The sequence below is a fragment of the Arthrobacter sp. MPF02 genome (genome assembly GCF_046605375.1).
GTDB lineage: Bacteria > Actinomycetota > Actinomycetes > Actinomycetales > Micrococcaceae > Arthrobacter.
The window spans coordinates 3429416-3441731 of sequence record NZ_CP176772.1 but is presented as its reverse complement, the minus strand read 5'-3'; the positions used below and the strand labels follow the sequence as shown (position 1 = coordinate 3441731).

The window sequence follows — 12316 nt, the reverse complement described above, 5'->3', positions numbered from 1 at the left end:
TGCCATGCCCGCTGACCTGGCCACCGCCTCCACGGTGACCGGCCTCCTGCAGGAGATTGCAGATGTCGGACGTGACACAACCCGCGGCGGCTACTCCCGGCCGGTGTTCTCCACCGCCGAAACCGACCTTCGAGCCTGGTTCATTGAGCAGGCGGAACGACGCGGGCTGGACGTGCACACGGACGCCAACGGGATCATCTGGGCCTGGTGGGACACCGTCGGCGGCACCCGGCGGGACGCCGTGGCCACCGGAAGTCACCTTGATTCCGTCCCCGGCGGCGGTGGGTACGACGGACCGCTCGGTGTCGCCTCGGCGCTGGTCGCCGTCGACCTCCTGAAAGCCCGGGGACTGCGGCCCCGCCGGCCCCTGGCCATCGCCGTTTTCCCTGAGGAGGAAGGCTCGCGGTTTGGCGTGGCCTGCCTGGGCTCCCGGCTGCTGACCGGGAAACTGGACCCGGACAAGGCGCGCCGGCTCAAGGACCCGGACGGCAACACCTTCGCCGACGTGGCTGCAGCAAATGGCCAGGACCCGCGCTTTATCGGGGCGGACTACAAGACGCTGCAGCAGCTGGGCGTGTTCGTGGAACTTCACGTCGAGCAGGGCCGCGGGCTGGCGGACCTCAACCAACCGGTGGCCATCGGCTCGTCCATCCTGGGCCACGGCCGGTGGAAGCTCAGCATTTCCGGGCAGGGAAACCACGCCGGCACCACGCTGATGAAGGACCGAAATGACCCTATGGTCGCGGCGGCCAAGGTGGTGGTGGGCATCCGTGACACCGCCCGGAAATACCAGGACGCCCGCGCAACTGTCGGCCGGTTGCAGCCCGTGCCCGGCGGCACCAACGTGATCGCCTCCCGGGTGGACCTCTGGATCGACGTGCGCCATCCGGAAGATGCCGTCACCGCCGCACTGGTGGAGGCGATCGGCCTGAACGCCCAGGTGCTGGCGGCGGAAGAAGGGTGTGCCGCGAGCCTGGGTGTTGAGTCGCTGAGTCCCACGGTGCATTTCGACGGCGGCCTGCGGGACCGGCTGCGGGAACTGCTGCCCGCCGCTCCGGTCCTGGCCACGGGCGCCGGGCATGACGCAGGCGTCCTGGCCGCACACCTGCCCACCGCCATGGTCTTCGTCCGGAACCCGACCGGAATCTCGCACTCGCCGGATGAACTGGTGGAGGACCGGGACGCCGAAGCCGGGGCACTTGCCCTGGCGGACTCCCTCGCGGGGCTGCTCGGCCAGGCGCGGCAGATCGGCTAGCGCCGTCGTCGTACGTGTTTTTCCCTACCGCTGCATCCGGCGCGTGATCAGCACGCAACCGCCGCTGCACTGCCCGCTTAAGATGGCTTCATGACCAACCACGCTGCGGACGAAGCCGGCACTGCCGTTTCTTCCCTTGGTCCTGCGGGCCGGCTGGAGCAGGTCATCGCCGCGCAGGTCAAGCACTACCGGGCGGCACAGGGGCTGTCCTCGGCTGAGCTCGCGTCCCGGACGGGGCTGTCCAAGGCCATGATCTCCCGGATCGAAACCGCCACCACGTCCTGCTCGCTGACCACGCTGCAGCGGCTCGCGGACGGGCTTAATGTCCCGGTGACCGCGCTGTTCCGGGGCGCGGATACGGACCGGGACGCCACGTTCACCAAAGCCGGCCAGGGCAGCCTGACGGTCCGCAGCGGCACCCAGCACGGCCACGAGTACCGGGTGCTTGGCACGCTTAAGGGCAGGACCGACGCTTTGGAACCCACCCTGGTGACCCTCACCGACGCCTCGGACGTTTTTCCGCTGTTCCAGCACCCAGGCACCGAGTTCATCTACATGCTCTCCGGAAAGATGGTGTACGGCCACGGTGCCTACGAGTACGCCATGGAAGCCGGCGATTCACTGCTGCTGGACGGCGAGGGGCCGCACGGTCCCCTGGAGTTGCTGGACCTTCCCATCAGGTTCCTGGCCATCTCCGCGAAGTAACTCCCGGGTGTTGCGGGACACCTGAAACCCGCGAGTGGATGACTGAAACCATCATTTAACACACCTGAAACCCAGCCCAATTTGCCCGCCATACAGTTGGAACCAGACGGCAATAGCCGCCCTCCGACGAACGTGGTTCTGATTCCGCGTCCCTCCTCCGGAGTGGCTCCTACCGGCGATTTCCGTTCTCTCCTCGCATCACGAAAGGGGTTTCCCAATGGATTCGGGAAATGTCGCATGGATTTTGGCCAGCTCGGCGCTGGTCTGCATGATGATCCCCGCCCTGGCACTGTTCTACGGGGGCATGGTGGGGTCGCGCCGCATTTTGAACATGATGATGATGTGCTTCGGCGGCGCCAGCCTGGTGGCCGTGCTGTGGGCACTGTTCGGCTACTCGATGGCCTTCGGGAATTCCGTTGGCGGAATGGGCCTGATCGGTGACGTCACGGAGTTCCCCGGCATGGGTCAGCTGCTGGCCGCGGACGAGGGGGCGTCCATCCCGGTCATCCTGTTCGCCGCGTTCCAGCTGTTCTTTGCCTGCGTCACCACCGCGCTGGTTGCAGGAGCGGCTGCCGGGCGCATGAAGTTCGGTGCGTGGATGCTGTTCGCCGGCATCTGGGCCACCATTGTCTACTTTCCGATCGCGCACTGGGTCTTCGCCTTCTCCTCTGCGGACGGTTCCACGGTGGGCGGCTGGATCGCCAGCGGCATCAAGGCGATCGACTTCGCCGGCGGCACTGCGGTGCACATGAATGCCGGCGCCGCGGCCCTCGCCCTGGCCCTGGTCCTGGGCAAGAGCTCCGGCTGGCCAAAGGTGGAACACGCCAAGCCGCACAGCCGCCCGCTGGTCCTGATCGGCGCCGGGCTGCTCTGGGTGGGCTGGTTCGGCTTCAACGCCGGCTCGGCGCTCTCTGCCGGCCAGTCGGCGTCGGTGGTATTCCTGAACACCGCTCTTGCCGCCTCTGCCGGATTGCTTGCCTGGGCCCTTGTGGAGCGGCTCCGGCACGGCGCCGCCACCAGCATGGGCGCGGCGTCTGGAATCATCTCGGCACTCGTTGCCATCACCCCGGCCTGCGGGGCGGTCAGCCCGCTCGGCGCCGTGGCAATCGGCCTGATCGCCGGAGCCGTCTGCTCCCTGGCCATCGAGCTGAAGTTCCGCCTGGGCTTCGACGATTCGCTCGACGTCGTTGGCGTGCACCTGGTGGGCGGCATCCTCGGCACCCTGCTGATCGGCCTGTTCGCCACGGACGCCGCCCCGAACGGGGTCAGCGGGCTCTTCTACGGCGGCGGTGTGGAACTGCTGGGCACCCAGGCCCTCGCCACGGTCACGGTGCTGGCTTACTCCTTCGGCATCACCTGGGTCCTGGCGAAAATCCTGGACAAGACTGTCGGCCTCCGCATCAACCCGGAGGACGAGCTGCGCGGCATCGACCTCGCTGCCCACTCCGAGCTTGCCTACCTGACGGACGAGGATCCGGTGGAGCTGGGTTCCCCGCAGCGGGGCTGACACAGACAGCCGGGCCCGCCTGCTGGGAGGCGGCCCGGTGCCTTAGTAAGGCAGAGGGCCAGGCCTTGGACCGGTGCCGGCAGCAGCCGGCTTATAGTTCCAAGGCCTGGCCCTTTTGTCATCTGCATCCCTTGGCGCCTGCCGGTCATTGCTCAGTGCAGACAAGGTTGCCGTCCCGGATTTCCAGCACGGCGGCCCGGACATGGCTCAGGCGTATGCGCGGGTCCGGGTCCATCGTGCCGATGTCCTCGCCGCCCCAGTAGGGGTGCGTGAAGTACACGAGCAGGGCCCGTTCCCGGCCGTCGTCACCGGGTGCGAGCGGAACCACGTCCGCGTGGCGTCCGACGACGGGCCGCCCCTCCGCCTCCTCCGGTCCGGTGAGGATGAGGCCGTCCAGGTGTTCCTGCCTGGTCCAGTTGCCGGTGCCGTCTTCTGACCGGTAGATGGCCTGGCCGCGCCACTCGTCCACGATCATCCAGTACGTGCCGTCCAGCAGGAAGACCTTCGGTCCCTCGTGCGGGCGGCCCGGAATTGCCACACCTTCGAGGACCCACGACGCCGGGTCCTGCGGGGTGTCGCTGACGGCGCTGTACGTGTTCGAATCGCGCGTTTCGTCCTTGTACCAGAGCCGGTACCGGCCGTCCCCGCAGCGCGCCACGGCCGCATCAATGACCCTCGCGGAGTCCAGATCAATGGCGCCCAGATATTCCCAATGTTCCAGGTCGGTGCTGGCGAACTGCGCGATGGAAGCACTCCCGGTCCAGTCGGTCCGGCGTCCGCCCAGGACGGACAGGTACATGATCCACTGGTCGCCAATGCGTACGACGTCGGGCGCCCACAGGGTTGCCGGCAGTTCCGTTCCCGGCGGAACGAGTCCGCCAACGGTTCCTTGATAGCGCCAGGTTGCGCCGCCGTCGGACGATCTTGCTGTGCCGATCGCCGTGCCGTGAACCCATTCGACGCCGGTCAGCCCAGGTTCTGTGGCGCGGCGCTGCGTGTAGAACAGGACCCATTCCCCTTTGAGATGGTCGGCCACCAGGATGGGGTCCGTGGGTCCGTCCCAGACGGGGTCGCGATAAGGAGCTGTGAAGGCGTCTGCGCGCAGGGGAGGGAGGGCCCGGGTTTGTTCGGGCGGCGCACCGGCGTGGTGCGCGATCTGCTGTCGAGGCAAAGCTTTCTCCAACGTTGTAATTAGGCTGATGTCCAGCTTAGGGCCGACGGCTCTGGGGACGTCACTACTTTTCAGAAAGTCCCAGAATCTTTTTTTGGAGGAGCCTTCCAGGCCGATGTTTTGTCGGACCCTGTTGGCATGCTTGGGGTATGGACAGCGAAGCGGCCGGGAGCGAGGCGACCTGGGGCGTGGGAGGCAGGGCGGGGATTTTGGCTGCTGTTGCGTCGGTGGCTGGTTTCGTTGATGAGCTTGCCCGCGTTGTTGCCGGTGGTTCCGCTGTTTCGGGTTCTTCTGATGCGGGGTCTTCTGATGCTGGTTCTTCTGATGCCCTGGCCGCTGGTGGTGATCCGTTGCGGGTGTTCGCTGATGACTGCCTGGACGGTTTGGCGGTCCAGCGCAAGCTTGAGGCCGCCGCTGCCGCGGTGAAGGTGCTGCTGGTGGACGGGCACATCGGTGCGGTCGCTGCGATGGAGGACCCGGCGGCCGGGCCGGGATGGGCCAAGGGCCGCGAGATGGCCTCCGTGGCCGAGGTCGCCTGCGTCCTGACCATCGGGGAACGCGCCGCCAGTACCCTGATCGGTGAAGCCCAAGCCTTGACCGGTTCCTTGCCTGCAGTGTTGAACGCGTTGCAGGCCGGGGAGGTGTCGTGGCAGAACGCCAGGGTCCTGGTTGATGAAACCACGGGTCTTGACCCTGCCGCCACCACAGCCCTGGAACAGCACTTCCTGAACCCGGACGCGCCGGGCGCCGGCCCTGGTGGTGTGGCAGGGGTGCTGCCGCCGGCGAGGTTGCGGCCGAAGGTGCGTTCGTGGCGGGAACGCCACCACCCGGAGCTGATCGAAAAGCGCCACGCCAGGGGTGTCGCGGCCCGGCGGATGGAATACGCCCCGGACCGCGACGCGATGGCCTGGATCTCCATCTACCTGCCGGCGGACCAGGCCAACGCGGCCTGGAACCGGACCCGGGCCCTGGCCCGCGGACTGCAGGGACCCAACGAACCCCGCACCCTGCCACAACTCATGGCAGACATCAGCGCCACAGCCCTCCTCGCCACCGGACACGCCCCCAATGCTGACGCGCGGAACGACACAACCGGCCACGGCGCTGCCTCTGCCGGCCCTCACGTGCACGGACCCGGCGCCGCTTTGGCCGGGCCCCCGGTGCCGCGGGCGCAGGTGCTCGTCACCGTGCCGGTGTTCTCGCTCCTGGGCCTAACAGAGGAACCTGCAGTGCTGGGCGGGCACGGCCCGATCCCGGCGTCGATGGCACGCAGACTCGTCGCCGGCGGGGCGGACTCGTTTTACCGGGTCCTGGCCGATCCCAGGGACGGGGCGCCGCTGGAGATCGGGCGCAAGAGCTACCGGATTCCGGAAGCGATGCGCCGCTGGCTCAGGCTCCGGGACGGCACCTGCCCGTTCCCCGGCTGCAGCAACCACTCCCTCGATAACGAAGCCGACCACCTGCTGGCCTGGCATCACGGCGGAACCACCGGAATCAGCAACCTCGCCCAGCCCTGCCCCAAGCACCACCGGATGAAACACACCAGCACCTGGAAACCCACCCCCGCCACCAAAAACGAGCCACCCGGCTGGATCTCACCGGCCGGACGCCGCTACGCCAGCGAACACCAGGACTGGGAACCACCCCACTGGCCACCGGCGCTGATGCAGGAATTCTTTCTGGATGATGTCCTGCCACCCGAAGCCTCGGACGGCCTTCTACCGGTCCCTGCAGTTAGAGAGCTACCCGGCGAACACCTCGTGGACCCCGGCGGCACCCCACCGGATGACGATCTATGGAACCAGGTCATCTTCCTCGCAACGCCCATCACCCTGCCCCCGGATCCGATCAAGAACTGGGAACCGGCCCTGACCTAGGGGATTTTCACACCATTGCTGGTTTATGCCCCTGGCTTGAGTCCTATGAGGCCAGGCGGGGCCGCGAGCTGCTGGAGCTGTTTGCCTCAGTTCCACCGTCGGCTTTGGTGATCTCACTCCAGACGTCATCGAGGGAGAGCCCCAATACACTGGCGATCGCGGCGATAGTGGAGAAGGCGGGTGTGGCTACCCGTCCGGTTTCGATTTTCCGAAGGGTTTCCGGCGAGACGCAGGCGTCCAGTGCCGTCTCCAGCATGGGCCGTTCTCCTCGTGCACGGCGCAACAGGGCTCCCAGCCGCTGTCCCCGTTCCACTTCTTCGGGCGTGAGTGGCAACCTGACCATGGCTCCAATAATAATACCGGGATAATATGGCCGGGATAGTTATTGGCAGGAATGCGAAGGGCGCCCCATGATCGAAATCCTGAACCACTCCGAACTGGCGCAAGCAAAGAAGACGGGCGCCCTGGTCGCGGACATCCTCCAGGCCATGAAGGGCCGCAGTACAGTTGGCACTAATCTCCTGGACATCGACAAGTGGACAGCGGAAATGATTGCCGAAGCGGGCGCGCAGTCCTGCTACGTCGACTACGCGCCGTCCTTCGGGCGCGGTCCGTTCGGACACTACATCTGCACCGGCGTCAATGACGCGGTGCTGCATGGCCGGCCCTACGACTACACCCTTGCCGATGGTGACCTGCTGAGCCTGGACCTGGCCGTTTCGCTGGGAGGAGTCGCAGCGGACTCTGCCATCAGCTTTGTTGTAGGCGACTCCCGGCCCAAGGAAAGCATTGCGCTGATCAACACCACCGAACGCGCCCTGGAAGCAGGCATCGCCGCGGCCGGACCGGGTGCCCGCATCGGCGACATCTCCCACGCCATCGGCTCGTTGCTCAGCGACGCGGGGTACCCCGTCAACACCCAGTTCGGTGGCCATGGCATCGGGTCGACCATGCACCAGGACCCGCACGTGCCTAACGCCGGGCGTCCCGGCCGCGGCTACAAACTGCGTCCCGGGCTGCTGCTCGCACTTGAACCCTGGGTCATGGCGGACACCGCCGAACTCGTCACCGATACTGACGGCTGGACCCTCCGCAGCGCCACAGGCTGCCGGACGGCCCACAGCGAACACACCATCGCCATCACCAACGACGGCGCCGAAATCCTCACCCTTCCAACGGGCTCCAGGGCGTAACCGGGCACATTCGGTACAGCGCTACTCCATGACAGGGCTATTCCTTGAACAGCCCCGCCAGGTCCTCGGCAGTGATGGCGCCACCGGCCAGGGCCTCGCCCTCCACCACGTCTGCAAACAACTGCGACTTTCGGGCTTTCAGCGCCATGACCTTTTCCTCGATGGTGTCCTTGGCCACCAGCCGGTACACCATCACGTTCCGCGCCTGCCCAATCCTGTGGGTCCGGTCCACCGCCTGTGCCTCGGACGCAGGGTTCCACCAGGGGTCCAGCAGGAAGACATAATCGGCCTCGGTAAGGTTCAGCCCGAACCCGCCCGCCTTCAGTGAGATCAGGAATACCGGCGCGCTGCCGTTCTTGAACTCGCTGACAACATCGGCGCGGTTACGCGTGGCGCCGTCGAGGTAGCAGTATTCAATCTCCTGCTCCTCGAGCCGCTCCCGGACCTTCCCCAGGAAGCCGGTGAACTGGCTGAAAATCAGTGCCCGGTGGCCTTCCGCCACCAGGTCCTCAAGCTGTTCGAACAGCACATCAAGCTTGCTCGAGCGCACGCCGGACAAGGACGGGTCAATCAGCGAGGCGTCGAGGCTGAGCTGCCGGAGCAGGGTCAGGGACTGGAAGATGGTGAAACGGTTCTTGTTCACGTCATCAATCAGGCCCAGGATCTTCTGCCGTTCGCGCTGCAGGTGGGTCTGGTACACCTTCTGGTGCCGCGGGTTCAGCACAACCTCCAGGACCTGCTCCTGCTTGGGCGGCAGGTCCTTGATCACCTGGTCCTTGGTGCGGCGCATCATGAGTGGGCGGACCCGACGGCGGAGCTTGTCCAGCTGCCCCTTGTCGCCGTTCTTCTCCACGGGCTTCTGGTAGTACTCGGCAAAACGCTTCGGGCTGGAAAACAGGCCGGGCGCCACAATCGACGTCAGCGCCCAGAACTCCATGAGGTTGTTCTCCAGCGGGGTGCCGGTGATGGCCAGCTTGAAGGACGCCGGCAGTTTCCGGGCGCACTGGTACGCCTTGGACTGGTGGTTCTTGACGAACTGCGCCTCATCCAGCACCAGCCCGGACCATTGGCGGGCCGAATAGGAGTTGTAATCGATCCGGAACAGCGCGTAGGAGGTGATGACCACGTCAACACCTGCAAGGGTCTCCGCCGGATTCAGGCCGCTTTTGGCGAACGTCTCACCAACTGCCTGCACGTTCAGCCCGGGGGCAAAGCGTGCCGCCTCAGCCGCCCAGTTCCCCACCACTGAGGTGGGCGCAACCACTAGGAAAGGCGCGACGGCGGCGGGCCGGCCAGCGCTGCCGGCGTCCGGGGCAACAGAACCGGCGGCAGCGGAAGCGTGTTCCTTTGCCGCGCACATCAGTGCCAGCGCCTGGACGGTCTTGCCGAGGCCCATATCGTCGGCCAGGACCCCGCCCAGGCTGTGCCGGTACAGGAAGGTGAGCCAGTTGAAGCCCTCCAGCTGGTACGGGCGCAATTCAGCGTTCAGGGAGGCCGGCAGCGGCAGCCCGTCGGTGCCGCCCTCGAGCAGGCCGCCGACCGCCGAACGCCAGGCCGCAGCCTGCTCGTCCACGATGCCCAGCTGTGCCAGCTCGTCCCACAACCCCGCCTGGAACCGGCTGATCTGCAGGGGCGCGTCCTTGTTGTCCTGCAGCGACCGCGCCTCTTCAATCAGGGCGCGCAGCTGGTGCAGCTCCGGCAAATCCAGGGAGAAGTAGGCGCCGCTCGGCAGCAGCATCTTGGTCTGCCCCGCCGCCAGGGCGGAAAAGACCGCCGCAAACGATACCGGCTCGCCCTCCAGCGTGATCTGGATGCCCAGGTCGAACCAGTCCCGCTGCTCGGTGGCCTTGGTGGAAATGGACACCACCGGCGCTTCCTCGGCCTCGCGGTAATCGGCGATGTCGCCCGCCGTCTCCACATCAACATCCGGAGTCTGGCGCAGCCGCGGCAGAACGTCCTCCGTGAAAGCCAGCGTGTCCAGGCCCTTCAACTCGGCCGACGCCGCCAGCCGGGGAGTGCCCCAGCCATCGGTAGCGGATTCACCCATAGCGGGGACCACTTCCCACAGCCGGCCGACACCTTCCAGAATGCGCGCCTCGGCAGCATCGTCGCGGTAGCCCTGGTCGCCCGGATGCCGCCACAGCGGCTGCGCCGTGACGAGGTTTCCGCTCTTGTAGTGCCACTCCCAGTGCAACCGCACCCGGTGGTCGGCCCCGTAGTTCGCCAGCAGCGAGAGCGTCGGAACGGCAAGGGCCGGCAGCTCCACCGATTCGTCACGGGCCGTGACTCGGGCCGTCTGCTTGAGCTTCGGATAGAAGCCGGTGAGGAAGCGCGACTCGTCCTTCGCCGGAATGTGCAGGGTGCTGCCCGCGGTGACGAACGCCAGAAGTTCCTCACTCAAACCACTTTCCAGCGGGGCGAGGGTGATGGTGCCTTCGGGGTCGGGAACGCCGGGCAGCGCCGCTTCGCCCGATGTGACAAACAGGCCGTGCGCGGGCCGGCCGATGGTGCCCACCGACGCCGGATCCACCTCCACGCCATCAACGGTGACGGTAGGCGAAAGTTCCAGGCCGCCGTCGGACACCGCGCTGGATGGTTCCGACGGTTCGGTACTGCTTGTGCCGTACCGCCCCAGATTAAGTCCGACGCCGGCAGGCGCCTCCGCCAACCGGACCGGCTCAGTGCCGCGCGAGTGGACCAGGGCCAGCCCGATCTTGCGGACGTCGGACAGCAGGCTCCACAGGTTCTTGCCGGAATAGGAGTTCAGGCTGAGCCAGAGGCCGGACGAGTTGTGCATCCGGCTGGCGGAGGCGGAGTGGCTGGCCAGGAACTCCTGCATCCACTCCACGTGCTTCTCGTTGCATTCCCGCCGGAAATTCAGGTAGCTCAGGGTGTTCCAGGAGACATCGCCGCGGATCCATTTGCCCTTGGCGCCCATGATCACCGGACGCGCCTTGAGCTGCCGAACACCGCGGACCGGACCCCGGCGGCCGGTGTAGGAGAAGTGCGGTGCCGGTTCCTCGATTTCGAACTGGAGCGCCAGCGGGACACCGTTGCCGGACGCGGCACCGCCGGGCTGCGAGATGAGCGGGCTGAGGGCCTGTTCCCAGTCGGACAGGACTGTGGCGGGCCCGCGGGCCACCTGCGCGGCCGTGGACGGGGAAAGGAGCTGGACGCGGATGGCCGGGTTGTCCTCCGCAGCGAAGAGCAGGGCCGCGACGTGCTTGCAATCCTTCCGCACGGGGCAGCTGCACACGCCCACCGTGCAGCTCCACCCGCCACCCTTGCGGACCAGTTTGGCGGTTGTGGAATAAGGCACGTCCGCACTGCCCCGGACCTTGCCAAGCATAAGTCCGGTGCCGGCGTCGAACGAGATGCCGGAGACCCGGCTGCCCATGGCATAGGCAAGGCCCGCCGCCAGGGAGCGGTCGTTGATGGCAGGGGTCTGAATCGCCAGGTCCGCACTCTCGTCCGGTTGGGGTGGCATGGTTGCGCGCTACTTTCAGCAGGACACGGCGGGGCCGGGTCCGTCGGTTGGTTATCTGATCCATCTTAGTTCGCCATCACCAGGGGCGCGGGCAGGCGTCTTTCCCGGCTGCCACCGAAAACTTCTTGTGACGTTCACTTCCTCCTCAACAGCCCCGTGGTCCCGCGCACGTAGCGTGAAAGCGTCCCAAGCACCACCCGCTATGAGCAGTGAGGATTGCCATGATCACCAGCCAGCAGCCCGTCATCCTGACCAGCAGCAGCGTTGAAGCAAGCGATGAAGAGGCAGTCGAGGCCAATGTGAGCGTGGTGGACGCCATGCATACCGCCCTCCTGCACACCGGGGAGATGTCCCCAGTGGCAGTCCGCAGCTACTACGTGGACTTCTACCTCACACAGGCGCTGGATGGCGGCTTTGCGCAGTACGCCTACATGTCTGCTGACCGCGCAGACACGGACACCCTGGTCCGCGAGGGCATGGCAGGCATGGGCGCAACCGCCCACCTGGACCTGTTCAACCGGGCGGTGGAGGCCTACGACCACCTGTCCGAGGAGGAAGAGGATTTCTACCTGGACGGCGGCCTGGACGCGGAGGAAACCCCCGACGGCGTCCTCCGGATGGAGGAGCTGGACAACGAGTTCGAGGAGCTGCTGGAGAGGGAAAACATCACCGCCCTGAACGCCGCCTGGCTGCGCAACCAGACGGACCTGCTGGTACTGGACGACGAGGAGGTGGGCGCCTACATCCAGGAACTCGTTGCCCAAATCCCCGACCTGCCCGAACGCAAGGCGCAGGCGGAGGCGGCAGCACTGGAGGACGCCCCGGATTTCGAAATCATCATCCGCGAGCTTTGCGCCATCACCGGCTACGAGCTGCTCAAGATCACCATGGGCGACCCCAACTACATCCACGACGGCGAAAAGACCCTTGCCTGGCACTTTGCCACCGATCAAGGGGACTTCATCATGGTGGAGGAGGACGACGAAGCGTTCATGATCAACCCGGAGACGCTCGAGATCGTGGCGGCCGTGGAGTTCGAGGAGTCCGACGCGAACCTGGTTGAGGCGTAGCAGCCAGACTTACGCCGGGGCCGCCGTGGATACACGGTGGCCCCGGCCGGC

At 66.4% G+C, this 12316-nt stretch carries 9 protein-coding genes; 6 read left to right on the top strand and 3 right to left on the bottom strand.

The genetic code is table 11. The features are described 5' to 3' along the window. The first annotated feature begins 4 nt into the window (after positions 1 to 4). From ACLH0K_RS16325 to ACLH0K_RS16315, 3 genes are all read left to right on the top strand, one after another. The gene (locus ACLH0K_RS16325; protein WP_411376506.1) at positions 5 to 1255 is read left to right on the top strand and encodes an allantoate amidohydrolase; all 1251 of its coding nucleotides are present in this window, start codon (positions 5 to 7) and stop codon (positions 1253 to 1255) included. Between the two features lie 90 nt (positions 1256 to 1345). After that, positions 1346 to 1960: a helix-turn-helix domain-containing protein gene (locus ACLH0K_RS16320; protein WP_411374583.1), complete on the top strand. Its 615-nt coding sequence runs from the start codon at positions 1346 to 1348 to the stop codon at positions 1958 to 1960. A 217-nt stretch (positions 1961 to 2177) separates the two neighbouring features. Continuing rightward, on the top strand, positions 2178 to 3467 hold the full coding sequence (locus tag ACLH0K_RS16315; protein ID WP_411374582.1) for an ammonium transporter: 1290 nt from the start codon (positions 2178 to 2180) through the stop codon (positions 3465 to 3467). A 145-nt stretch (positions 3468 to 3612) separates the two neighbouring features. On the opposite strand, the gene ACLH0K_RS16310 is transcribed toward ACLH0K_RS16315, so the two are convergent. Next, entirely contained in the window at positions 3613 to 4638 is a 1026-nt protein-coding gene (locus ACLH0K_RS16310) for a glycoside hydrolase (RefSeq protein ID WP_411374581.1), read from the bottom strand. A gap of 149 nt (positions 4639 to 4787) precedes the next feature. Between ACLH0K_RS16310 and ACLH0K_RS16305 the strand changes: the two genes are divergently transcribed. Continuing rightward, positions 4788 to 6515, top strand: coding sequence for a DUF222 domain-containing protein (locus tag ACLH0K_RS16305; RefSeq protein ID WP_411374580.1), 1728 nt, complete (start codon positions 4788 to 4790; stop codon positions 6513 to 6515). Between the two features lie 43 nt (positions 6516 to 6558). Here ACLH0K_RS16305 and ACLH0K_RS16300 read toward each other — a convergent pair whose 3' ends face one another. Then, positions 6559 to 6858, bottom strand: coding sequence for a helix-turn-helix domain-containing protein (locus ACLH0K_RS16300; RefSeq protein WP_411374579.1), 300 nt, complete (start codon positions 6856 to 6858; stop codon positions 6559 to 6561). Positions 6859 to 6925: 67 nt separating this feature from the next. Between ACLH0K_RS16300 and map the strand changes: the two genes are divergently transcribed. Continuing rightward, positions 6926 to 7708, top strand: coding sequence for a type I methionyl aminopeptidase (map, locus tag ACLH0K_RS16295; protein WP_411374578.1), 783 nt, complete (start codon positions 6926 to 6928; stop codon positions 7706 to 7708). A gap of 37 nt (positions 7709 to 7745) precedes the next feature. Here map and ACLH0K_RS16290 read toward each other — a convergent pair whose 3' ends face one another. After that, complete coding sequence (locus ACLH0K_RS16290; RefSeq protein ID WP_411374577.1) at positions 7746 to 11195, bottom strand: SNF2-related protein; 3450 nt, start codon at positions 11193 to 11195, stop codon at positions 7746 to 7748. Positions 11196 to 11416: 221 nt separating this feature from the next. Between ACLH0K_RS16290 and ACLH0K_RS16285 the strand changes: the two genes are divergently transcribed. Beyond that, the gene (locus ACLH0K_RS16285; protein WP_411374576.1) at positions 11417 to 12265 is read left to right on the top strand and encodes a hypothetical protein; all 849 of its coding nucleotides are present in this window, start codon (positions 11417 to 11419) and stop codon (positions 12263 to 12265) included. Positions 12266 to 12316 lie beyond the last annotated feature (51 nt).